Source organism: Prauserella oleivorans (assembly GCF_042685745.1).
GTDB lineage: Bacteria > Actinomycetota > Actinomycetes > Mycobacteriales > Pseudonocardiaceae > Prauserella_A > Prauserella_A oleivorans.
On record NZ_JBHUNT010000001.1, the window covers coordinates 1,518,650 to 1,541,143 of the forward strand.

Genomic DNA, 22,494 nt, shown 5'->3' on the forward strand with positions numbered 1-22,494 from the left:
CGATGACCACCGCACCCGCGCGGCTCCGCTCGCGGACGACGTTTCGCACGCTGACCGTCGCGAGCGTCAAACGTCTGTGCCCGGATACGGTGGCCGTGACGTTCGACGTGCCGCGCGACCTCGCGGAGGAGTACGCCTTCCGGCCCGGGCAGTCGCTGACGCTGCGGCGCACCATCGACGGCGTCGAGCACCGGCGTTCGTACTCCATCTGCGCCCCGGCGGGTGCGCCGCTGCGCATCGGCGTGCGCGAGATCCCCGACGGCCTGTTCTCCCGATGGCTCGTGCACGACGTCCGCGCGGGCGACGAGATCGAGGTGGGCACGCCGACCGGAACGTTCACCCCGGACCTGGGCACATCCGGCAGGCACGTGTTCGTCGCCGCGGGATCCGGCATCACGCCGGTGCTGTCGATCGTGGCCTCGGTGCTGCGCGACCCGGTGAGCACGGCGACCCTGTTCTACGGCAACCGGCGCACCGACACCGTGATGTTCGCCGACGAGCTGGCCGACCTGAAGGACCGCTACCCCGCGCGGTTCGAGCTCGTGCACGTGCTCTCGCGCGAGCCGCGGGAGGTGGAGCTCTTCACCGGGCGGCTCGACGCCGAGAAGCTCACCGGCCTGCTCCGGCTGCTGCCCGACCCGGCGGCTGTGGACCACTGGTGGCTGTGCGGGCCGTACGGGATGGTCACCGACGCGCAGGACGTCCTCGAGAGCCACGGGGTCGAGCCCGCCCGCGTCCACCAGGAGCTCTTCTTCGTCGACGACCTGCCGCCCGACCCGGTGCGGCACGCCGAGCCGACGCTGACCGGGGAGGTCGCCGAGGTGACCGTCCGGCTCGACGGCAGGCTCACCACCGCCATGGTCGGCAAGGACACCCCGGTGCTCGACGGTGCGCAGCGGACCCGGCCCGACCTGCCGTTCGCGTGCAAGGGCGGCGTGTGCGGCACGTGCCGGGCGAGGGTGGTCGACGGCGAGGTCGACATGCGGCGCAACTTCGCCCTCGAACCGGACGAGGTGGCCGCCGGTTTCGTGCTCACCTGCCAGTCGCGCCCCGTGTCCGACCGGGTGACCGTGGACTACGACGCCTGAGCTGTTGACCTTCGAGCCGGTCGAACCCGCATGCTCGGCCGCATGTCCGAGGTCGAATCGAAGCCCGACGCCGTGCTGTCGGCGATCGGGGAAGCCGTCACCGCGGGACGGTCCGGTTCCGTGGAGACGGCGAGGCGGCGGCTGGTCGCCCTCTGGCACGAGATCGGTGTGGCGGGCGATCCGCTGCACCGCTGCACGCTCGCCCACCATCTTGCGGACCTCTACGACGACCCGGCGCGAGCGCTCGCCTGGGACGTCCGTGCGCTGGACGCTGCCGACGCTCTCATCGACGACCGCGTAGAACGGCACCACACGAACCTGGGCGTTGCCGGGTTCTATCCGTCGCTGCACCTCAACCTCGCCGACGACTACCGCCGGCTGGGTTCGTTCGAGGCGGCCGGGGAGCACATCGCCGCCGCTCGCCGGTACGGGCCCGAGCTGGGCGACGACGGGTACGGGCGCCTCGTCCGGGCCGCGATCGAGGAGGTCGCGCAGGCCATCACGCAGCGGGTGACCGACAAGCGGGCGAGTGCGCCGTGACCGTCCCCTAAGAGCGTGTCTCGTTTGGATCTTGGTTGGGTTGCGGGCATGATCTTGGTTCGTGGTTGATGAGTTGTCGCGGCGGTTGGTGCCTGATGAGCTGTGGGCACTGGTCGAACCGCTGGTCCCTGCGCATCAGGTTCGTCCGCAGGGAGGCGGACGGTCGCGCGTGGATGATCGTGCTGTGTTCACCGCGATCGTGTTCGTGCTGACAAGCGGGTGCGCTTGGCGACACCTGCCACCCAGCTTCGGAGTGAAGGTCCCGACCGCGCATCGTCGCTTCACCGAGTGGACGAAAGCCGGATTATGGCGCAGGTTGCATCGCGCGGTACTCGATGAACTCGGCAGCCAGGGAATGATCGACTGGTCCCGCGCGGTCCTGGACGGAGCCTCCGTCAGGGCCAAAAGGGGGGATCTCTGACCGGTCCCAGTCCTGTGGACCGCGGGAAACCCGGCTCGAAGATCCATGCACTGTCCGACCGGGCGGGACTGCCGCTGGCGGTCGCGATCTCGGCCGCGAACACCAACGACGCGCACGCCCTCAAACCGCTGATTCTGGCCATCCCCGCCGTGAACTCCCGGCGGGGGCCCCGCCGGCGCAAGCCGGACAAGCTCCACGCCGACAAAGCCTACGACCAGGCCGAACTCCGAGACTGGGTACGCAAGCAAGGAATCACCGTGCGCATCGCCCGCAAAGGCATCGAATCCAGCCAGAAACTCGGCAAGCACCGCTGGGTCATCGAACGATGTATCGCGTGGCTGTTCGGATACCGACGATTGACCATACGCTACGAGCGCTACGCCAACCACTTCTGCGCCTTCCTCACTCTCGCCGCAGCCCTCACCTGCTTCAAGAAACTCGCGAAATGAGACATGCTCTAAGGGAGGGTGCCGGGATACTTCCGGATGTGGCCGCCCCCGCGGGTACGCCATGCTGGCGGGTATGCCGATCGCACTGTCCACGCGGACGCGTGACGTGGGCGTCGCCGTGCTGGTCGCGGCGGCCGTCGTTGGCGGCGCGCTGTATCAGGGCCGGTACGGGGATCGCCCGGGCATGCCCGACGGGTGGTCGTGGCTGCTGTTGGTGGGGACGCCCGCGATGCTGCTGTGCCGGCGGCGCTTCCCCGTCGCCGTCGCGGCGGCGACCCTGATCGCCACCGGCGTGTACTACGCGACCGCCGCCATCGACGGTCCACTCGTGCTGCCGTTCGTGGTCGCGCTCTACACGGCCGCCGCGCACGGCCGCACGACGCAGGCCGCGGCGCTCGCGGTGCTGGCGATCGGTGGGGTCGCGCTCGGAGAGTTCGCGGGGGACCGGCGGCATATCGACGACGCCGCCGTGCTGATGCTCGCCGGCTGGCTCGTCGCGAGCATCGCGCTGGGCCGCGCCCGCCGCACCCATCTCGCCTACCTGCACGAGGCCGAACAGCGCGCGGCCACCGAGGAGCGGCTGCGCATCGCCAGGGAGCTGCACGACGTCCTCGGCCACAACCTCTCGCTCATCAACGTCCAGGCGGGCGCGGCCTTGCACCGCATCGACGCCGACCCCGGCCAGGCCCGGGGCGCGCTGGACGCCATCAAGACCGCCAGCCGCGACACGCTGCGCGAGTTCCGCGCCACGCTCGGCGTCCTGCGACAGGTCGACGCCCGCCGTCCGGGGCTGGACCAGCTCGACACGCTCATCGAACAGGCTCGCGCGGGCGGTCTCTCCGTCGTCACCGAAGTGGACGGTGAACGTCGCCCGCTCGCGCCCGAAACGGACCTCACGGCGTACCGGCTCGTGCAGGAGGCTCTGACCAACGTGCGCAGGCACGCCGACGCCCGCACGGCGACGGTGCGCATCCGGTATGCGCCCCGGGAACTGCGCGTGGAGGTCGCCGACGACGGTCGCGGCGGCGCCGTCGAACCCGGCAACGGGATCCGCGGCATGAGCGAGCGGGTCCGCGCGCTCGGCGGCGACCTGTCGGCAGGCGGCCAGGCAGGTGGAGGTTTCCGAGTGGTGGCCCGGCTGCCGCAGGGGGCCGGTACGTGATCAGGGTCGTGCTGGCGGACGACCAGGCACTCGTCCGCGCCGGCTTCCGGTCCATTCTGGACGGCGAGGACGACATCAGCGTGGTGGCCGAGGCGCCCGACGGCGACACCGCCGTGCGGCTCGCGCGCGAGCACCGGCCCGACATCGTCCTGATGGACATCCAGATGCCCGGCAGCGACGGCCTCGAAGCCACCCGCCGCATCGTGGCCGACGAGCGGCTCGACGGAGTCCGGGTGGTCGTGCTCACCACCTACGAGATCGACGACTACGTCTACGGCGCCCTGCGCGGCGGCGCGAGCGGCTTCCTGGTCAAGGACACCGAACCGGCCGATCTGCTGCGGGCCGTACGTGTCGTCGCGCGGGGCGAGGCGCTGCTGGCGCCGTCGGTGACGCGCCGGCTCATTGCGGAGTTCGCGGGCCGCGTCGCACGCCCGGAACCCAGCCCGCGATTGAACGCGCTCACCGAACGCGAGCGCGAGGTCCTGACCCTCGTCGCCACCGGCCTGTCCAACGACGAGATCGCCGACCGGCTCGTGCTGTCCCCGACCACGGCGAAGACCCACGTCAGCCGCATCATGACCAAGCTGCGGGTACGCGACCGCGCCCAGCTCGTGGTGCTGGCATACGAGTCGGGGATGGTCACTCCCGGCTGGCTGGGGTGAGGGGGCGGGTGCCGCAATGCCTGCCGTCCACGTCGCCGTGTTCGCCGTCTGGGCAGCCGTGTTCGCCGTTCCGGTCGAGGTGTTTGCGGTTTAGGTCGCCGTGTGTGCCGTCGATGTTGCTGTGTCGGCCTTTCCCGTCGCTGTGTCTGCCGTAACTGGCGCCGTGTCGGCTGTCCATGTCGCCATCTTCGCCGTTCGAGTCGTGGCTTTGGTCGTTCACCTCGTAATGTTGCGCTTCTGCGTCGCCGTGTTGCGGTTATTCGTCAACCTGCTGCCGTCTCCGAACGTGCCGCTTCCCATATCTGTCGTGAGTGGACCGTTCGCGTCACAGTTCTCCGACTGTAGGCGGTTGTGGTGGTTGTCGAGCTGCGTTGGTGGTTGGGTTTCAAGCACGCCTTCGGCGCGCCGTGGGAAACTGCCGCTCCACGGATCGCCTTGCTATGTCTGATCACTAGCGGCAGTTCCCCACGGAACGGACCCGTGGTCACGTTCCGTTGTTTATGTTCACCCGAACGATCTGAGGAACTTCGGTAGAATCATTGACATGGGGGAAGGTTCTATCGAGCGCATTCAAGAGCTCGAACGCCACATTGCTCGGCTGCAGGCGTTGCAGGTTCGGGAGATCGCTGCTTATTCGAGCTCGCGGGGCGATGCTGGTGATGTGGCGTCGGAAATTGCGTTGACGTTGTCGATTTCGGAGAATTCGGCGCGGATCAAGATGACGCTGGCGCGGGATTTGGTCGATCGGCTTCCCGCGACGTTGGCCGCCATGTCGCGCGGCGACATTGATGTGTACAAGGCGTCGAAGGTTGCCGGGCCGACGTCGGTGCTGTCCGATGTGTTGGCGCGCGAGGTTGATGCGGCCGTGGCGGATCGCCTGGCCGGGCGGGATCCTTCGTCGATCCGGCGGATGGTCAACCGCGCGATCCACAAACTCGACCCCGAGGGCGGGGCCGTCCGCGCCGAGAAGCGGCGGCGGGAACGGCGCGTCGAACTGATGCACACCGACGATGCGATGGCGACTCTGGCCGCTGACCTGCCGGCCGAGGTGGCCTCGGCCGCGTACGCGCGAATCGACCGGCGGGCCCGTGCACTCCGGAACGCGGGGGACGAGCGGACCATGGACCAGCTCCGCGCTGACGTGTTCGCCGAGCTGCTCCTGAGCAACCACGCGGGCACGCCAAGCGCGAAGGCCGAGATCTTCGTGCACCTCGACCTGGCGACCCTGGTCGGCCTGGCCAACAATCCCGCCGAACTCGCCGGCCACGGTCCACTGCCCGCCCCGATCGCCCGGGCGATCGCCTTCGACCCCAAGTCCACCTGGCGCCGGATCATCACCGATCCCCACACCGGCGCCCCGATCGACGTCGGTCGCGAACGCTACCGACCACCAGCTGTCACCGCCGATCACGTGAAAGTGCGTGACCGCGAATGCCGGTTCCCGACCTGCCACCGGCCCGCCCACTACACCGACCTCGACCACGTCGTCCCACGCCAACGCAACGGCGAAACGAACACCCGCAACCTCATCGGGCTGTGCCGCCGTCATCACCGCGTCAAGCACACACCCGGCTGGCAGTTCCACCTCACCGACACCGAAACCGTCCACATCACGACGCCAGGCGGCCACACCTACGACTCGCCGTAATCCGGGCGCACCTGTTTGGCCATCGGCATCCACCAGGGTGGGGCCGTGGGTGCCGGCCAGAGCACGGTGCTTGCCGCGGTGGAGGGTTCACCCGAGCGCGCTTCGGTACCGACTGCCGCGCCGCGACGAATGGGCCACCAGTCCGCTAGCCGCCACCCCCTCACCGTCCACTTCGGGCCTACGGGATGCCCCGGAAGGGCCTACCGGCGGGGCATGCCGACTCGAGACCACCGCGGGACGCGCCCAGGCGCGACGTCGGCGCATCGTACGCGGCATGAGTACACAGACCATGTCCCGAAGCCGGTTGAACCGGCTGGCCGGTTGGGCGCAGCGACGGCACTGGCTCGCGCTCGGCGCGTGGTTGGTCGTGCTGGTCGCCATCACCCTCGGGTCGCAGGCCCTGGGCAGCGACTACCGTGACGACCACTCGCTGCCCGGCACCGAGTCGCAGCAGGTGAGCGACATCGTCGCGCGGCATGCGCCCGCGCAGCAGGGCGAGACGGTGCAGGTGGTGTTCGCCCACGACGAAGGCCTCGACCAGGCGCGCCCGCGCGTCGACGCGCTGCTCGCCGAGCTTCGCGAGTTGCCGCACGTGGCCGATGTCCGCAGCCCCTACACCACACCCGGCGCGATCTCGACGGACGGCGGCATCGGCTACGCGACGGTGCTGCTCGACCCGGACCCGCCCGCCGAGGACGTCCAGCGGCTGATTGACATCACGGAGGCCGCGGAAGACAAGACCCTGCACGTGGCGCTCGGCGGCGACGCCGTGCGCGAGGCCGAGGACGGCGGAGGCGGTGCCGCCGAGGGTGCGGGGATGCTGGCGGCGCTGGTGATCCTGGTCGTGATGTTCGGTTCACTGCTGGCGGCCGCGGTTCCGTTGCTGACGGCGGTGTTCGCGGTCGGCAGCACGATCGGCGTCATCGCGCTGGTGTCCTTCGTGATGGACATGCCCTCGTACGCGCCGCCGCTCATGATGCTGGTGGGGCTCGGCGTCGGCATCGACTACGCCCTGTTGATCTTCTCGCGGTTCCGCGGTGAGCTGCTCGCCGGCCGCGACCGGGATGACGCGGCGCGCGTCGCACTCGACACGGCCGGACGCTCGGTGCTCTTCGCGGGCTGCACGGTGATCACCGCGTTGCTCGGCCTGCTGGCACTGGGCCTCGGGTCGTTGCGCGGCGTGGCCTTCGCGGTGACGTTGACGGTTCTCGTCACCATGCTCGCGTCGGTCACCCTGCTGCCCGCACTGCTGACCGTGTTCGGCGGACGCATCGAGCGCACCATTCGGCGCCGCGCCACCCGCCGGGTGCACGGCGAACGCTGGCGCCGACTCGCGGCTGCCGTGCAGCGCAGGCCGGTCGTGCCGCTGGTCGTGTCGGTGGTCGCGCTCGCGCTGCTGTCACTGCCCGCGCTCGGTATGCGGCTCGGGTTCGCGGACGCGGGAACCGGATCGACGGCTTCCACCAGCAGGCAGGCCTACGACCTCCTCGCCGAGGGCTTCGGTCCCGGGGTGAACGGTCCGCTCGTCGTGGTGTCGGAGGGCCCACCGGGACCAGTCCGAGAGGCGATCGAGGCGACGCCGGGGGTGGCGAGTACCACCGCACCGCAGCAGCTCCCGGGCTCGGACACCGCGACCGTGCTGGTGTTCCCGGACAGTGCACCGCAGGACGAGGCCACCCACGATCTGCTCGAACGGCTGCGCGCCGACGTGCTGCCCGGCGTCGCCGAGCAGACCGGCTCGGCCTACCTCGTCGGGGGATCGGTCGCGGCGGCCGACGACTTCGCCGCGGCGGTCTCCGACCGGTTGCCGCTGTTCATCCTCGTCGTGGTGGGGCTGTCGGCCGTGCTGCTGGCCGCGGTGTTCCGCTCGGTGCTCATCCCGCTGAAGGCGGCCGTGCTGAACCTCCTGAGCATCGGCGCCAGCCTGGGTGTCGTCACGCTCGTGTTCGGCGAGGGCCTGTTCGGCGCGCAGCCGGGCCCGATCGAGGCGTTCGTGCCCGTGATGATCTTCGCGATCGTGTTCGGCCTTTCCATGGACTACGAGGTCTTCCTGCTCTCGCGCATGCGGGAGGAGTGGCGCCGCACCGGCGACGCCGCACACGCCGTGCGCGAGGGGCTGGCGACCACCGGAGGGGTCGTCACGGCGGCCGCGGTGATCATGACCGTGGTGTTCGGCGCGTTCGTGCTCAGCCCGGACCGGATGCTGCAGCAGTTCGGGCTGGGCCTGGCGGTCGCCGTGCTGCTGGACGCGTTCCTGATCCGGTGCCTGATCGTGCCAGCGGTGATGCGGCTGCTCGGCGAACGCGCGTGGTGGCTGCCGCGAGGGCTTGCACGGGCGCTGCCGACGGTCAGGCTCGACCCGTGACCTCGTGCAGGCAGAGCACGTTGCCCTCGCTGTCGTGGAACCACGAGGCACGTTCGTTGCCCAGGTGGGCGATGTGGTGCACGGTGCGCAGGTCGTCGCTGTCGAAGTCGGCGAACGTGACGCCGCGACTCTCGAGCTCCTTGATCTCCGCCTCCAGGTCGTCCACCTCGAAGCTGAGCGCGGTGCGCTCGCTCCGCGAGCCCTCCGGCATCGGGCGTAACCCGATGAGGTCACCGCGACCGGTGCTGAGGAAGACGCTGCCGTCGTCACCGGTGCCGTTCAGTTTCAGGCCGAGCGTCTCGGTGTAGAAGCGGGCCGCTCTGTCCACATCACTCACGGGCAGGAGCGTGGTGATGGTCGATCCGGTGAGCATCGTGGCCTCCTCGGGCCGGGCGCCGCACCTTCCGCGGCGCGACCATCCCATGCTCCGTCGGTATCCGTCGGGCGGGCAACAACCCGCACCGGGTTCTTATGTCGCGTTGACCTCGCGCAATGTCCGCATGGCGTTGGCGAGCGCGGCGGAGGCGTCCGGGCCGAGCGGGCGCAGGACGCGCTCCCGCAGGATGTCCGCGCAGGCCGTGCGGGCCCGCTCGGCGACCTCACGGCCGTGCTCGGTCAGGCACGCGTAGGTGACGCGTCGATCCTCGGAACTGGGTACCCGGCAGATGAGGTCGGCGGCGCACAGACGGTCGGCGACCTTGGTGAACCCGCCGCTGGACAGGGCCGCCTCCTTGGCCAGCCGGGTCATCGGCAGCCGGTGTTCCGGCGACCGGACGAGCCGCAACAGGATGTCGAAGGAGGCGGGCGCGAGGCCGTAGCGCTCCGCGATCTCGCCCATGAGGCGGTCCTGCGTGGCCAGGTAGCCCTCGATCACGAGGCCCCACCAGGTCACGATCTCGTCGTCGGGTTCGGTGCGCACGCTGCCAGTATAAGCCGAAGTCTTGCCGGAATATATCTTGCGCGCGAGAGGTTTCCGGGTTAGCTTGGCTTCACCCACTCCGAAGGAGATCGCCATGTCGTTCAAGACCAGCGGCCTGCACCACGTCACCGCGATCGGCGGCGACCCGCAGCGCAACGCCGACTTCTACCTGCGCACGCTGGGGTTGCGGTTGGTGAAGACGACCGTCAACTTCGACGACCCCGGCACCTACCACCTCTACTACGGCGACGAGTCCGGTAAGCCGGGCACGCTGCTCACCTTCTTCCCCTGGCGCGGGGTCCCCGGCGGGCGCATCGGCACCGGCCAGGCCACGACGACGTCGTTCTCCGTGCCGGAACACTCGCTCGGCTGGTGGAAGCAGCACCTCGAGGCCGCGGGCGTCACGACCAGCGAGGTCACCACGCGCGACGACGAGGAGTCGCTCACCTTCCGCGACCCCGACGGCCTCCGGCTCGCCCTCGTCGCGCACCAGCAGCCCGACCCGCGCGACCCGTGGGACACCCCGCTCGTGCCCGGCGAGCACGCCATCCGCGGCCTGCACTCGGTGACGATGTCGGTGTCGAAGGAGGACGCCACCGCCGACATGCTCACCCAGGGCCTCGGCCTGTCGCTGGACGGCGAGCAGGGCAACCGCTTCCGCTTCCGCGCCGGTGACGGCGGACCCGGTGCGCTCGTCGACGTCGAGGTGACGCCGGACGCGCCGAAGGGCCTGGTCGCCGGAGGCACCGTCCACCACGTCGCGTGGCGGGCGCCCGACGCGGAGACCCAGCTCGCCTGGCGCGAGGAGCTCGTCGGCAACGGGGTCGGCGTGACGTCGGTGCTGGACCGCCAGTACTTCCGGTCGATCTACTTCCGCGAGCCCGGTGGCGTGCTCCTGGAGATCGCCACCGACCAGCCGGGCTTCTCCGTCGACGAGCCGCTGCTGGAGCTCGGCCGCTCGCTGAAGCTGCCGCCGTGGCTGGAGCCCGACCGCGAGCAGATCGCCGCGACGCTGCCGAAGCTGAACCTGCCCGCCGAGAACAACCCGGTGCAGGCATGAGCACGCTCACGCTCGACCACCGCTACGTCGAGGGATCGCCGGACGCGCCGGTGCTGCTGCTGTTGCACGGCACCGGCGGTAGCCCGGACGACATCCTGGCCCTCGGCAAGGAACTGAACCCGTCGGCTCCGATGCTGGCTCCTGCCGGCCCGGTGTCGGAGCACGGCGCGGCCCGCTGGTTCCGCCGGCTCGCCGAGGGCGTGTTCGACATCGAGGACGTCATCGCCAGGGCAGGCCAGCTGGCCGACTTCATCCTGGCCGCCCGGGAGCACTACGGGCTCAGCGAGCGCAGGCTCGTCGCGGCGGGCTTCTCCAACGGTGCCAACATCGCGGCGGCGGTGGCGCTGCTGCGGCCCGACGCGCTCACCGAGGCCGCGTTGTTCGCGGCGATGTCCCCGGTGCCGGACCCGCCTGGCCATGACCTCGCGGGCACCCGGATCTTCCTGTCCAACGGGCGGCGCGACCCCATGGCGCCGCTGGACTCGAGCCGGGAGCTCGTGACGACCTTCCGCGAGCGCAACGCCGATGTCGCCGAACACTGGCATTACGGCGGGCACCAGATCACCCCGGACGGCCTCGATGCGGCACGCGACTGGCTGAATCGCTGACCGGCCGAACGCGGTGCGTCAGCACGGAATAGCCGATCATGACGCGAACGTCCGAATGATCCGACGTCCGGCCTGAGTCATACTGTGGGTACGTCCCCGGCCCGGTGCGAACTAAGATCGTTCTGCTTTCCAACCGCAGAGGGGGGAGGTACCCGATGAACTTCGGCGACATGGTCGACTGCCCGCGTTGTCATGGCTCCGGGCTGGCGCCCAACCGGAAGGACCCGTGTGGCAACTGCGGAGGGCTCGGACAGGTTCCCAAGTGAGTCCGGCGACCCGTGCCCGCTGTGTCACGGGAGCGGCGTGCTGTCGTGGCGGCAACCGGTTCCCGCGCAGGCGCTGTTGCGCACCGTCGAGATGCCGTGTCCGCACGGCTGCGGCGGGCATTGGACCCATCCACAGGCCGAACGCGACCACGTGATCGACGCCGAGGGCGAGCCGGACCCCGCGGGGGAGCCTGAGCCCGTGCGCAAGCAGGGCAACGCGGCGCAGGCCGACCGGATCGGCGCGGAGTTCATCCGCCAGGCCCTCGTGAACTGGGGTTTCGCGTCCGGAGAGCAGGGCCGAGGCAGCACGCCTACGGCCGAGTAGCATCAGCGGCGTGGAATCGGAGGACCTGGTGCAGCGTGCCGGCAGGCTCGCGAGCTGGGCGGCACGCACCGGATATTCCCTCGGCAAGCGGCTGCCCGGCGCGGACAGCGCCGAGCGCACGCTGCGTTCGTTCGAACAGAAGGCACTGGCCGAGCTGCGCAGACGACTGGAGAGCGCGAGCGACCCGTACCTCGCGACGCTCAGCGACGCACCCGCGCTGCCGCAGACCTCCAACGGCCACAACGACTCGTCGTCCGGCGCGGTCCCGCTGCCGATGCCCGCCGAGCCGCTGCGTGCCGGCATGGCGGCACTGCTCAACCGCTCGACCCACCTCAGCCGCGACGCCGCCCGCGACTACCTCTACGCCACCATCCTCCGGCAGCTCACGCCCGACGAGGCGCGCATCCTCTCCACACTGTCCGACGGTGCGGCGTACCCGCTCGTCGACGTCGCCGAGCGCACGAGCCTCGGCGGTGCCGGCCGCGTCGTGCTGCGCAACGCCTCGACCGTCGGCAAGGCCGCGGGCGTGTCGGCGAACGATCACGTGCCCGCCTACGTGAGCAGGCTGATCGGGCTCGGGCTGGCCGAGATCGAGGACGAGAGCGACGAGCTGAGCACGCAGTACGAGGTCCTCCTCACCGACGAGACCGTCCGGCGGGCCCAGGATCTCGTCCGGCGTGCCCGGTTCATCCGGCACACACTGCGCATCTCCCCGCTGGGACTGGCGTTCTGGCAGGCCTGCGACCCGGCGCGCACCATCGTCTGACCGGGGCGCGGCGCTTGACGGGCTGGTGCCCGCTCGATGTCATGGCCCCATGACGACCTTCGCCCAGCTCCGCAAGGCCGCGCTGGCACTGCCCGAGACCGCGGAGCAGGGCAGCCGCGCCCCCGGTGCGGCCGCGTTCTCCGTGCGGGGCAGGCGGTTCGCGACCCTGGACCGCGACGACCGGGTGCTGCTGCACCTGCCCGAGGCGGAGGCGGACGAGGTGGTTGCCACGTACGCGGGCGCCGAGCGGCTGCCGTATGGCGTGGCCGTACCCATCGCCGGGATCAACGGCCAACAGCTCAACCACTGGGTCCGGCGAGCCTGGCACGCGCGGGCACCCAAGCGGCTGACCGAGGCGGCGGCCGCGGCCGATCACGCGGTCCCCGGCGAGGTCGGTGACCTGCCGAGATCCATCGGCGCACCGGCCACGCGCGCCCTGCGGCAGGCGGGCATCACCACGCTCGCCCAGATCGCGCAACGGTCCGACGCCGACCTGCTGGCCCTCCACGGCGTCGGTCCGAAAGCGGTGCGGCTGCTCCGCGAGGCGTGCGGGTAGGGGCTACACGCCGCACAGCCAGTCGAGGACGACCGCCGCGGTCCACGACTGGTTCGTGCTGCCCAGCGGCTTGCCGGTGAAGGGCTCGTAGTACTCGCCGAAGGAGCCGTCCGAGACGAGGTGGACGCCCTGGGCGCGGAACTCGCTCGCGTGTCGCTGCCAGCCGCGCTGCTCGAACGCCCAGCCGAACAGCCAGGTGATCACCGGCCACTGCGGGCCACGCCAGTAACGGCGGGAGTCGAAGTCCTCCGACTCGGGTGACACCGACGGCGGTACGGCGGCCAGCAGGTCGGGATGCCCCGACCAGCGCGGGCTGTCGAGCGTGGAGATCAACTGCTGCTCGACCTCGTGGGCCAGCCCGCCGCACAGCAGCGGGGAGAAGCCCGCGATCGTCTCGGTGGCCAGCCAGCGGCCCCGGCGCATGTCCCGGTCCCGCGCCATCCCCGTCTCGGGGTGGCAGCTCATCGCGACGGCGGCCCGTGCTCGGGCCGCCCATCTTCTCAGCTCGGCGATCTCCCCCTCCGGTGCGCCGAGCTCGTCGCCGATGCCGGCGAGGGTGTCGCTCGCCAGCGCGAACAGCGCCGTCGTGAACACGTCACCGACCAGGAAGCCGGAGGTCTGGACGACCTTGTCGGGGTTGTAGTCGGCGCGGCGCATCTGCTCGATGAGCCACAGGTAGCGGTCGTACTCGTCGTCGCTCGGCCGTTCGCCTGGGTCGCCCACCTGGAGCAGATCGAGCCGGACGTACGGCGGCAGATCGGCGCCCGGCAGCACGGCGGCGTACGGCTCGTCCCAGCGCGGCGAGTTGTCCATTCCGGACTCCCAGCCGTGCACGATCGCGACCAGGCCACTGGCGTCGGGCATCCGGTGCCGGACGATCCAGCGGTGCCAGCGGTACAGCGACGACCAGGCACGCTCGGCGAAGCTCTCGGCCAGTTCGGCGTCGGCCTGCGAGGTCTTCCGTGCCGTCTCGAGGATGCGGCGTAGCGCGATGGCGTGGACCGGGGGCTGGCAGATGCCCGACGTCCGCACGCCGTCGGGACGCTGCGGTGCGAGGTCGGTGCCCCAGCGGTCCGGACCGGGGAAGTAGTCGGTGTCGCTGGTGAACACGATGTGCGGGATCATCCCGTCCCGCCACTGCGCCGAGAGCAGCGTGTCCAGCTCGCGCACGGCGCGCCCGACGTCGAGGTAGGCCAGGCCCATGGAGATGAACGCCGCGTCCCAGCTCCACATGTGCGGGTACAGCTTCGGGGAGGCGGTGACCAGGTTGCCGTTGTCGTTGTCGCGCAGCACGAGAGCGGCCCGGGCGGCCAGGTTCGCGGGCTGGTAGTGGACAGCGCGGTTGCCCGCGGCGGTGATCACCGGACCTCCAAGAGCAGACTTGTTTCAGGGTCGTACCAACGGCACGCGTCGGTGGGTAGCCGCAGGCTCAACCGGCCGCCGGGGTCGGCGCGGAACGTCGACGGCGCCGATACCTTCACCGTCTGCCCGCAGACCTCGGTGGTCAGCAAGGCCGACGAACCGAGTGGTTCGAGCACCTGCAACTCACCGCTCAACGCACCGTCCCCGCCCGCGACCTCGATGGCCTCCGGCCGGATACCGAGCTTCAGAGTCTTGCCGGCATAGGACGACAGTGCCGCCGGCACGGACAACGACTGCCCACCGAGATCAAGTTTAGGTCCGCCGTCCGACGCCTCCACGGTGCCCGTGAGGAAGTTCATCGGCGGGCTGCCGAGGAAGCCGCCGACGAACTCGCTCGCGGGCTCGTCGTACACGGCGGTCGGGCCATCGCACTGGACGATCCGGCCGTCGCGCATCACGGCCACGCGGTCGCCCAGCGAGAGTGCCTCCACCTGGTCGTGGGTGACGTAGATGGTGGTGGTGCCCAGTTCGCCCACCAGCTTCTTCAGCTCCGCGCGGAACGACAGCCGCAGCAGGGCGTCCAGATTGGACAGCGGCTCGTCCATGAGCAGCACGTCGGCGTCCATCACGATCGCACGCGCTACGGCCACGCGCTGCCGCTGCCCGCCGGAGAGCTTCGCCGGGTACCGGTCGAGGTAGGGCGTGAGCTGCAGCAGGTCGGCGGCCCAGTCCACCTTGCGGCGCACCTCGTCCGCGGCGACGCCGCGCATGCGCAGGCCGAATGCGATGTTGTCGCGCACCTTCTTGTTGGGGAACACGGCGTAGCTCTGGAACACCATCGACAGGTTCCGCCGCCGCGGCTCGGCGTAGGTGACGTCGCGGCCGCCGATCACGACCTGGCCGGCGTCGGGCAGTTCCAGCCCGGCGATCATGCGCAACAGCGTTGTCTTGCCGCACCCGGACGGCCCGAGCAGCACCATGAACTCGCCGTCGCCGACGTCGAGCGAGACCTCGTCGGTCGCCCGGTTCTTGCCGCCCGGGTAGGTCTTGACCAGGTCCCGGAGGATGACCTCAGCCACGGTTGTACTCCCTCATCGCAGCGTCGTTCCCCACATGTTCACCAGGTAGCGCCGCATCACGAAGATGAACAGCAGCGCGGGCAGGATCAGCGCGAAGCCGCCGGCGAAGCGGTAGGCCGTCGACGCCTCCTCCAGGGCCGTGAGCACCTGTGCGGGCAGGGTCCGGTGGCCGAGCGTCACCACCGTGGCGCCGAGGATCTCGTTCCACGACAGCACGAAGGTGAAGATCGACGACGCCGCCAGCCCGGGCAGCGCGAGCGGCAGCACGACCTTGCGGGCAGCCTGCCACCGGGTGCACCCGAAGATCTGCGCCGCCTCCTCGACGTCGGTGGGTACCGACACGAAGATGCTCGCCGTGATGAGCACGGTGGTGGGCAGTGCGAGCGTGGTGTGCACCAGTGTCACGGCGAACACCGTGTCGTAGACGTCGAACTGGAGGAACATCGTCGCCAACGGCACCGACAGCACCACGATCGGCAGCGCCCGCACCAAGAGGATGAACACCTGGTACGGCTCCTTGCCGCGGAAGGCGTAGCGGGCCAGCGCGTATCCGGCGGGCCCGCCCACGACCAGCGACCAGAACACCGTGTAGATGCCGACCAGCAGCGAGTTGCCCAGAGCGGGGAACGTGCCGGTCGCGTCGAAGAAGGCCAGCAGCGTCTCGGTCGAGTACTCGCTGGGCAGCAGCGGCTTGGGGAACTCGGCGAGCGCGCTGCGCGAGGAGACGGCCGACAGTCCGATCAGGACGATCGGCAGAGCCATGAACAGCGTGACGAGGATGGACGCCAACTGCACCCACGCGGCGCGCGTGCGCCTCCTGCGCAGCGGGGAGAGATCGACCGGCGGCAGTGCCGCCGCGGTTCTGGCGCCGTCGAGAGGATCCTCGACCTGCGTGCTCATCGGGCCCCCTCCGGCTGGCGAACGGTCCGCAGGTACAGCACCGCGGTGCCGAGCGAGATGACCAGCACGACCAGCGCCACCGCGCTGGCGACCGCGGGATTCTGGAGGTTGACGTACCACTCGTAGGTCTCACCGACCAGCAGCGGGAAGTCGCGGCCGGTCAGCGCCTGGGCGACGGCGAAGGCCTGCAGCGCCAGGATCGTGCGCAGGATCAGCGCCACCTGCAGGCTCGGGCCGAGCATCGGCAGCGTCACGTGCCGCAGCCGCTGCCAGAACCCGGCCCCGAACACCTGCGCCGCCTCGTCGTACTCCCGCGGGATCATCTGCACGCCCGCCACGACAATCACGAACACCAGCGACGTCGCCCGCCAGATCTCGGCCAGCACCACGGTGAGCAGCATGGTCGCGGTGTTCTCGTAGTTCAGCCACTGCACGCCGTTCTCGGACAGGCCCAGGGAGACCAGCAGCGAGTTGAGGTATCCCCGGTTGTCGAAGATCGACAGCCAGACCAGGCCCGCGGCGAGCTCGGAGATCGCGAGCGGGATGCACCACAGGTAGAAGTGCCCGGCGGCGAACCTCGGCTTGGCCTGGATCAGCAACGCCATCGCGATCGCCAGCACGAGCTGGATCGGCACCACGATGACGATCAGCAGCAGCGTGTTGCGCAGCGAGCGCAGGAAGTACGGGTCGTCGAAGAGCCGCTGCCAGTGGGCGAGGGTGAAGCCGTCGTCGTCGGTGAACGCCTCCAGCACGCCCTGCACGAGCGGCCATCCGAACAACGCGAGCATGAGCACGATCGACGGCGCCAGCAGCAGCCACGGGGAACGCGACATCGAGCGCATCAAGCCACCTCGCACTGGTCGGCGGCGGGGTCGGGCGCCCAGCACGGCACCTTCAGATCGGACAGCACGCCCTGCAGCACGCGTGCCTGGGCGTCCAGAGTGGACCGGATGTCGGCGCCGTCGAGCACGATCGAGCGGAAGCTGTCCTGGAAGACCTTGCTCACCTCGCCCTCGCGGGTGCCGAGCCCGACCGGCGGCAGCGACAGGATCGCATCGGGCGCCTCCTGCTGCTTGGTGACGGCGTCGGCCTCGAGCCGGACCGCGGGCGGTAGATCAGCGGGGATCTCGGCCTCGACGGCGGGGAAGAAGCTGTTGGAGCGCAGCAGCTCGATCTGCGTCCGTGGTCTGGACAGCGCGTCGATGGTCCGCCGGGCGAGTTCGGGGTCGGTGCCGTTCTTCGGGATCGCCAGCCCGGCCACCACGGCCATGTAGCCGAGCCCGTGCGGGCCGCGCGGCGCGGGCAGCATGCGCCAGTTCCGCGGCTCCCGCTCCGGTGCCTCCACCAGCCGGACCACGTGGTCCCACGCCATGCGGACCTCGCCGGTCTCGAGCGGCTCCTGCATGAAGTCGTAGGTCGTGCTGGCGGGGTTGCAGTTGGCCCACAGCTCCCGCAGGTACTCCCAGGCCGTCACCGCCTCCGGCGAGCGGAACGTGGTCATCTGCCCGCCGGTGAACGACGGCAGCAGGTAGCCCTGGGTGAACCGGTGGAGCAGGCCTTCCGGACCCGCGGGCAGGCCGAGCATCGGCCGGTTGCCGTTGGCGCGCCGCGCGGCGATGGCCCAGTCCAAAAACTGGTCGTAGGTGAGCGACTCGGGGTCGGCGCCCGGGGGGAGGTGTTCCAGCGCGTCGGTGTGGGCGGCCAGGACGTAGCTGGCGTTGGCCCACGGGATGTACCAGGTGCGGTCGGTGCCCGCCTTGGCGAGCTCGAGGTACTCGGCGGGCCAGCCGCGCTCGCCCAGGTCGGCGAGCAGATCGGTGAGGTCTTCGAGGTAGTCGCCCGCGAGCGGTGCGAGGTCGCCGTGCAGCCCGCCGAGCAGGCCCATCTGCGTGGATCCGGCGTCCACCTGGCTGCGCACCTGGCCGGCGAACGGGCCGTCCTCGATGGTCACGTAACTGACGCCGGACACCGTGCGCCCGAGCAGCGAGCGGAAGCGCTCGGCCTCGTCCACCGGACGGAACTGGGTGGACAGGAAGATCATGCCGCCGTTTCCGGTCGTCGCGAAGCCGGTGCAGCCCGCGGCGAGGGCGATCGCCCCGAGGCCGGCGCCGCGCAGAAGGGTCCGGCGGCTGACGCCGGCCCCCGCCATTCCCGGCATGCACAGCCTCCAACGATCATGTTACGGACTTTTGTCAGGTGCGTTAACATAAGTAGCGGGAGGACGATTGTCAACGTGACAGTGACCAAACCGACGCCGGCCAGCGCGACATCGCCGGGACACGTCCTGGCGGTGCTGCGGGCGCACGGCCCACTGACCCGGCTCGAACTGCAGGAACGCGTCGGGCTGTCGCGTGTCACGCTCGTCGAGCGGCTGGATGTCCTGCGCCGGCTTGGTCTGGTCCGCCAGACCGGTCACCGTGAGTCGAGCGGCGGCCGCCGGGCCGAGGTGCTCGAGGTGGACGACACCACCCCGACCGCGCTCGTCGCCGACCTCGGGCAGAGTCACGCGACCCTGGCCGTCACCGACCTGCGCGGCACCGTGTTCGCGCGCGACGACCACAAACTGCCCGTCCGGCACCGGCCGGCCGATGTCGTGCCCGTGCTCCTGGAGGCCGGCCGCACCTTGCTGCGCCGCACGAAGCGGGCCGACACGCTCCGCGCGATGGCGTTGTCAGTGCCGGGACAGATCGACCACGACCGCGGCGTCACGGTCGCGCCGCCGACCATGCCCGACTGGGGCGGCACGCCGTTGCGGGACCCGTTCGCCGCCGCGTTCGGTGTGCCGGTGCTGCTGGAGAACGACGCCAACGCGCTCGCGCTCGGCGACTACTACGCCATGGGCAGGCCGGAGTCCACGGTCGTCGGCGTCAAGGTCGGCACCGGTATCGGCGCGGGCGTGGTGATCTCCGGGCGCATCCACCGCGGGGAGAGCGGCACCGCGGGTGAGATGGGGCACATGCGCATCGAGGGCAGCGATCAGCGGTGCAGTTGCGGCAGGCGCGGCTGCGTGGCGGCGAGTGCGAGCGGGCAGGCGCTGACGCGCAAGCTCCGGTCGACGGGTGTGCGGTCCATGGCCGACGTCGTCCGGCGGGTGGAGGAGGGCCGGGGCGATGCCGTCCGGGCGGCGGCGGAGGCGGGCAGGCTCGTCGGGACAGTGCTGGCCACGGTGGTGACGATCGTCAACCCGCGGTATGTCCGGGTGGGCGGCGCCATCGGCGTGCTGCCGCCGTTCCTGGAGAGCCTGCGGCGGACGGTCGAGGCCAACGCCCACGCGAGCGCGTTGCGCAACCTCGACATCGAGCCGTCGCAACTCGGTGAGAACGGCGCGTTCGTCGGCCTGGCGGGGCTGGTCGCCGACGAGATGCTAGCTCCGTCCACTGTGGATGCCCTGGTGGCTCAGCGGTCGAAGGCCACCCGGTAGGCATGCAGCCGTGCCGTCAGCTCCTTCGGCCGGGCGAGCGCGGGCAGGTGGCCGCCGTCGATCTCGTCCGGCACGATCCCGAGCCGCTCGCGGACGACCCGGCGCTGGAACTCCGCGGGGAACAGCCGGTCTCCCCGGCAGAGCAGGAACCGGGTCGGCACATCGGGCCATCGGTCGAGCGGCCACGGCTTCTCGAACGGCGCGTTCGCCTGCCGCTTTTCCCCGCGCGCGAACGCCTCGGCCTTCACCTCGGCCGGAACGTCGTGGAAGAAGAGCTCCTTCAGGTCCATTTCGGTGGACAGGCCCTCGCGCTCCGCGAGCGCACGCTGTGCCTCGGGCTGGCCGGTGGCGGCCCACCACTCGCCCGGTGACTCGCCGGGCGTGGGCGTCATCGCCGCCACGAGGATCATCAGCTCCACCGGAACCCGTTCGCACACCATCGGCGCGGTGAATCCAGCCATCGACTGGGCGACCAGGACGATCTCGTCGCGGTCACCAATGGCCGCGACGACGGCATCGGTGTACTCGGCGAGGCCTGCTCCGTCGTCGTCTGTCGGCAGGTCGGGGGTCACGACGTCGTAGCCGTGGGCCCGGAGTTGCGGTGCCACGAGATGCCAGTACCAGGAATCCGATCCGGCGCCGTGGATGAGCACGAACGTCGTCATGGTCGGCCCGCCAATGCGCCGGGGAACCGAGTGCGGAAGTCGAGCAGGCCGACCCAGGCTGGGCGCACGCCGATCCGCGCCATCCGGGTGCCGGGCCGGTCGACCTCCGCGATGGTCCGGGCCGCCTGCTCGGCGCCGTAGTAGCGCTCGTGCGCCAGCGCGTACTCCGGCACCACTCCGTCTACTTCGGACACCTCTGCCCGGCCGCGGAGCAGGAGCACCTCCGGGGGAACACCGGACGTGTCGATGGTGAGTGCGACGTCCGGCCTCGCCCGGATCGCGGCGATCTTGGCGGCGCCGGCGAACGTCGACAGCACCACCTCGGTGCCGGTCCAGTGGAAGAGCATCGGCATGACGCGCGGTGTGCCGTCACGCGCGATGTAGGCGAGGCGCGCGAGTTCGGTCGAGTGCAGCAGGCGCTGCGCGAGGTCGGTGTCGAGCAGTCGCACGTCGCCTTGGGGGAGTGTCTCCGAGCGAGGCATGGCTGCCTCCTTTCGTATGGTCCTAAATTAGCACTAAATGGTGCGAGATCAGAAGTGTATGCTCGCGATGTGGCAGGAAAGCGCTGGTACGACGACCCGTGCGGGGTCGCGCGGGCCCTCGACATGGTCGGGGAGCGGTGGGCGTTGCTCGTGGTGCGCGAGTTGCTGCTGGGGCCGAAGCGGTTCACCGACCTGCGGGCCGGACTGTCGACGGCGAGCCAGAACGTCCTCACCCAGCGCCTCCGCGAGCTGGAGGAAGCCGGCATCGTGCGCCGACGCGGGCTCGCCCCGCCCGCGAGCGGCACCGGCTACGAGCTCACCGACCGCGGCCGCGAGCTCGAACCGGTACTGCTCGCCCTGGCCCGCTGGGGCAGCAGGCTGCCGTTGACGTCGGAAGCCGACCTCAGCGCCGACGCCCTCATGCTGGCGCTGAGGACGACCTTCGACGCGCCTGCCGCGCGCGGGTTCCACGCCGTCGTCGAGCTGCGCCTCGGCGTGGACCGCTTCCGCGCGGAGGTGTCCGGCGACCGGCTGACCCTGTCGCGCGGTGAGGCGCCCGCCCCGGACGCCGTGATCGAGACCGACGCCGCGACGTTGCGGGCACTCGTGTTCGGTGCCTGTCCGCTCGGCGACGCGCCGGTGCGGGTAGCAGGTGAGGTGGAGGTCGCCGAACGGTTCCTCGGGCTCTTCCCGCGGCCGGCGCCCCGTCAGGCCGACGCCGGCAGCTGCTGAATCGCCCACCCGTTGCCGTCCGGGTCGGCGAAGAAGAGGAATCGTCCCCACGGGTAGTCCTGGATCTCGCCCACCTCGACCCCGCGATCGGCGAGCTCGGCCCGCGCCGCCTCGATGTCGGCGACCACGAGCTGCAACCCCTGCTGCGCACCCACCGGCATGTCGACCACCCCCTTGCCGAGCACGATCGAGCACGCCGACCCGGGCGGGGTGAGCTGCACGAACCGGGTGTGTTCGTCCACCACATGGTCGTGGTCGGCATGGAAACCGACCTGCTCCACGTAGAACGCCTTCGCCCGGTCGACGTCCGACACCGGAACGCCCACCAGTTCGAGCCTGAACTCCACCATCACGCCTCCTCGCGGATGCCGGTGTGGCCGGGCCTCTCAGTGTGCGGCAGAACACGGGCCGAGCGAACACAATGGCGACATGGGAAGTGTGGAGCTACTGACCGATGCCTTCGGCCGCATCAAGGAGACCGTGCACGACGTGGTGGGCGGCCTCGACGCCGACGCGCTCGCCTACCGCGTCGACGACGAGGCCAACTCGATCGCCTGGCTGGTGTGGCACCTGACCAGGGTGCAGGACGACCACATCGCCGACGTCGCCGACCGGGAGCAGGTGTGGACCGCGGGTGGCTGGGCCGAGCGGTTCGGCCTGTCGCTGCCGGACGAGGACACCGGCTACGGCCACTCGAGCGAGGACGTCGCCGCGGTCCGGGTGGACGACGGGAAGCTGCTCACCGGCTACCACGACGCCGTGTACGAGCAGACCGTCGACTACATCAGTGGCATAACCGACGCCGACCTCGACGTGGTCATCGACGAGAGCTGGGACCCGCCCGTGACGCTCGGCGTGCGGCTGGTCAGCGTCATCGGCGACGACATGCAGCACGTGGGTCAGGCCGCGTTCGTCCGGGGGATCGTGCTCCGCTGAGTTGTCCGCGGCGGGCGTGGGTGGGGGTGGCCGTGTCTGCCGTCTACGTCGCCGTGTCTGCCGACGATGTCGCCGTGTCTGC

General features: G+C 70.6%; 26 protein-coding genes. 15 read left to right on the top strand and 11 right to left on the bottom strand.

What is annotated here, in order from left to right; all coding sequences use genetic code 11:
• Positions 1–2: 2 nt before the first annotated feature.
• The 5 genes from paaE (at position 3) to ACFSZT_RS07535 (ending at position 4,322) form a co-directional block, all read left to right on the top strand.
• Positions 3–1,088 carry a 1,2-phenylacetyl-CoA epoxidase subunit PaaE gene (gene paaE / locus ACFSZT_RS07515; RefSeq protein WP_377393863.1) on the top strand — a complete coding sequence of 362 codons (1,086 nt, stop codon included), beginning with the start codon at positions 3–5 and terminating at the stop codon, positions 1,086–1,088.
• 42 nt (positions 1,089–1,130) lie between these two features.
• Positions 1,131–1,628 (top strand): hypothetical protein, encoded by a 498-nt coding sequence (locus ACFSZT_RS07520; protein ID WP_377393861.1) that lies wholly within the window; start codon positions 1,131–1,133, stop codon positions 1,626–1,628.
• 61 nt (positions 1,629–1,689) lie between these two features.
• Positions 1,690–2,498, top strand: a protein-coding gene (locus ACFSZT_RS07525; RefSeq protein WP_377478151.1) for an IS5 family transposase whose coding sequence is annotated in 2 segments (ribosomal slippage) — positions 1,690–2,032 and positions 2,032–2,498 — 810 coding nt in all. Because the reading frame shifts where the segments join, the coding sequence is not laid out codon by codon here.
• Between the two features lie 73 nt (positions 2,499–2,571).
• The gene (locus tag ACFSZT_RS07530) at positions 2,572–3,660 is read left to right on the top strand and encodes a sensor histidine kinase (RefSeq protein ID WP_377388293.1); all 1,089 of its coding nucleotides are present in this window, start codon (positions 2,572–2,574) and stop codon (positions 3,658–3,660) included.
• A complete protein-coding gene (locus ACFSZT_RS07535) occupies positions 3,657–4,322 on the top strand; it encodes a response regulator (protein ID WP_377388295.1) in 666 nt (221 codons plus the stop codon). Before ACFSZT_RS07530 ends, ACFSZT_RS07535 begins: the two co-directional genes overlap by 4 nt.
• Here the strand turns inward: ACFSZT_RS07535 and ACFSZT_RS07540 are convergent.
• Positions 4,300–4,542, bottom strand: coding sequence for a hypothetical protein (locus ACFSZT_RS07540; RefSeq protein WP_377388297.1), 243 nt, complete (start codon positions 4,540–4,542; stop codon positions 4,300–4,302). The genes ACFSZT_RS07535 and ACFSZT_RS07540 overlap by 23 nt on opposite strands.
• Before the next feature lie 324 nt (positions 4,543–4,866).
• Here ACFSZT_RS07540 and ACFSZT_RS07545 point away from each other — a divergent pair, with 324 nt between their 5' ends.
• Positions 4,867–5,970: an HNH endonuclease signature motif containing protein gene (locus ACFSZT_RS07545; protein ID WP_377388299.1), complete on the top strand. Its 1,104-nt coding sequence runs from the start codon at positions 4,867–4,869 to the stop codon at positions 5,968–5,970.
• A gap of 274 nt (positions 5,971–6,244) precedes the next feature.
• Positions 6,245–8,335: an MMPL family transporter gene (locus ACFSZT_RS07550; protein ID WP_377388301.1), complete on the top strand. Its 2,091-nt coding sequence runs from the start codon at positions 6,245–6,247 to the stop codon at positions 8,333–8,335.
• Here ACFSZT_RS07550 and ACFSZT_RS07555 read toward each other — a convergent pair.
• Positions 8,319–8,708, bottom strand: a complete 390-nt coding sequence (locus tag ACFSZT_RS07555) for a VOC family protein (RefSeq protein ID WP_377388303.1) — start codon at positions 8,706–8,708, stop codon at positions 8,319–8,321. The genes ACFSZT_RS07550 and ACFSZT_RS07555 overlap by 17 nt on opposite strands.
• A 96-nt stretch (positions 8,709–8,804) precedes the next feature.
• Positions 8,805–9,254: a MarR family winged helix-turn-helix transcriptional regulator gene (locus ACFSZT_RS07560; RefSeq protein WP_377388305.1), complete on the bottom strand. Its 450-nt coding sequence runs from the start codon at positions 9,252–9,254 to the stop codon at positions 8,805–8,807.
• A 94-nt stretch (positions 9,255–9,348) separates the two neighbouring features.
• On the opposite strand from ACFSZT_RS07560, the gene ACFSZT_RS07565 reads away from it, so the two are divergent.
• The 5 genes from ACFSZT_RS07565 (at position 9,349) to ACFSZT_RS07585 (ending at position 12,835) form a co-directional block, all read left to right on the top strand.
• Positions 9,349–10,314, top strand: a complete 966-nt coding sequence (locus tag ACFSZT_RS07565; RefSeq protein ID WP_377388307.1) for a ring-cleaving dioxygenase — start codon at positions 9,349–9,351, stop codon at positions 10,312–10,314.
• Entirely contained in the window at positions 10,311–10,922 is a 612-nt protein-coding gene (locus ACFSZT_RS07570; RefSeq protein ID WP_377388309.1) for an alpha/beta hydrolase, read from the top strand. Before ACFSZT_RS07565 ends, ACFSZT_RS07570 begins: the two co-directional genes overlap by 4 nt.
• A 303-nt stretch (positions 10,923–11,225) precedes the next feature.
• Positions 11,226–11,513 (top strand): hypothetical protein, encoded by a 288-nt coding sequence (locus tag ACFSZT_RS07575; protein WP_377388311.1) that lies wholly within the window; start codon positions 11,226–11,228, stop codon positions 11,511–11,513.
• Between the two features lie 10 nt (positions 11,514–11,523).
• Complete coding sequence (locus ACFSZT_RS07580; RefSeq protein ID WP_377388313.1) at positions 11,524–12,279, top strand: Abi-alpha family protein; 756 nt, start codon at positions 11,524–11,526, stop codon at positions 12,277–12,279.
• 49 nt (positions 12,280–12,328) lie between these two features.
• Positions 12,329–12,835, top strand: a complete 507-nt coding sequence (locus tag ACFSZT_RS07585) for a hypothetical protein (RefSeq protein ID WP_377388315.1) — start codon at positions 12,329–12,331, stop codon at positions 12,833–12,835.
• Between the two features lie 3 nt (positions 12,836–12,838).
• On the opposite strand, the gene ggh is transcribed toward ACFSZT_RS07585, so the two are convergent.
• From ggh to ACFSZT_RS07610, 5 genes are read right to left on the bottom strand one after another with little or no spacing between them, the layout of a single operon-like run.
• A complete protein-coding gene (gene ggh / locus ACFSZT_RS07590; protein WP_377388317.1) occupies positions 12,839–14,197 on the bottom strand; it encodes a glucosylglycerate hydrolase in 1,359 nt (452 codons plus the stop codon).
• A complete protein-coding gene (locus ACFSZT_RS07595) occupies positions 14,194–15,276 on the bottom strand; it encodes an ABC transporter ATP-binding protein (RefSeq protein WP_377388319.1) in 1,083 nt (360 codons plus the stop codon). Before ACFSZT_RS07595 ends, ggh begins: the two co-directional genes overlap by 4 nt.
• 12 nt (positions 15,277–15,288) lie before the next feature.
• On the bottom strand, positions 15,289–16,176 hold the full coding sequence (locus ACFSZT_RS07600) for a carbohydrate ABC transporter permease (protein WP_377388321.1): 888 nt from the start codon (positions 16,174–16,176) through the stop codon (positions 15,289–15,291).
• On the bottom strand, positions 16,173–17,018 hold the full coding sequence (locus ACFSZT_RS07605) for a carbohydrate ABC transporter permease (RefSeq protein ID WP_377388323.1): 846 nt from the start codon (positions 17,016–17,018) through the stop codon (positions 16,173–16,175). The genes ACFSZT_RS07600 and ACFSZT_RS07605 overlap by 4 nt, the downstream gene beginning before the upstream one ends.
• Positions 17,018–18,334, bottom strand: coding sequence for an ABC transporter substrate-binding protein (locus ACFSZT_RS07610; protein WP_377388325.1), 1,317 nt, complete (start codon positions 18,332–18,334; stop codon positions 17,018–17,020). The genes ACFSZT_RS07605 and ACFSZT_RS07610 overlap by 1 nt, the downstream gene beginning before the upstream one ends.
• A gap of 75 nt (positions 18,335–18,409) precedes the next feature.
• Here ACFSZT_RS07610 and ACFSZT_RS07615 point away from each other — a divergent pair, with 75 nt between their 5' ends.
• Positions 18,410–19,597, top strand: coding sequence for an ROK family transcriptional regulator (locus ACFSZT_RS07615; protein WP_377388327.1), 1,188 nt, complete (start codon positions 18,410–18,412; stop codon positions 19,595–19,597).
• On the opposite strand, the gene ACFSZT_RS07620 is transcribed toward ACFSZT_RS07615, so the two are convergent.
• Positions 19,573–20,262 (bottom strand): alpha/beta hydrolase, encoded by a 690-nt coding sequence (locus ACFSZT_RS07620; protein ID WP_377388329.1) that lies wholly within the window; start codon positions 20,260–20,262, stop codon positions 19,573–19,575. The genes ACFSZT_RS07615 and ACFSZT_RS07620 overlap by 25 nt on opposite strands.
• Positions 20,259–20,744: a pyridoxamine 5'-phosphate oxidase family protein gene (locus tag ACFSZT_RS07625; protein ID WP_377388331.1), complete on the bottom strand. Its 486-nt coding sequence runs from the start codon at positions 20,742–20,744 to the stop codon at positions 20,259–20,261. The genes ACFSZT_RS07620 and ACFSZT_RS07625 overlap by 4 nt, the downstream gene beginning before the upstream one ends.
• Positions 20,745–20,813: 69 nt before the next feature.
• Here ACFSZT_RS07625 and ACFSZT_RS07630 point away from each other — a divergent pair, with 69 nt between their 5' ends.
• The gene (locus ACFSZT_RS07630) at positions 20,814–21,476 is read left to right on the top strand and encodes a winged helix-turn-helix transcriptional regulator (protein WP_377388333.1); all 663 of its coding nucleotides are present in this window, start codon (positions 20,814–20,816) and stop codon (positions 21,474–21,476) included.
• On the opposite strand, the gene ACFSZT_RS07635 is transcribed toward ACFSZT_RS07630, so the two are convergent.
• Positions 21,452–21,826 (bottom strand): VOC family protein, encoded by a 375-nt coding sequence (locus ACFSZT_RS07635; RefSeq protein WP_377388335.1) that lies wholly within the window; start codon positions 21,824–21,826, stop codon positions 21,452–21,454. The genes ACFSZT_RS07630 and ACFSZT_RS07635 overlap by 25 nt on opposite strands.
• A 79-nt stretch (positions 21,827–21,905) precedes the next feature.
• Between ACFSZT_RS07635 and ACFSZT_RS07640 the strand changes: the two genes are divergently transcribed.
• On the top strand, positions 21,906–22,412 hold the full coding sequence (locus ACFSZT_RS07640) for a mycothiol transferase (protein ID WP_377388337.1): 507 nt from the start codon (positions 21,906–21,908) through the stop codon (positions 22,410–22,412).
• Positions 22,413–22,494: the final 82 nt, after the last annotated feature.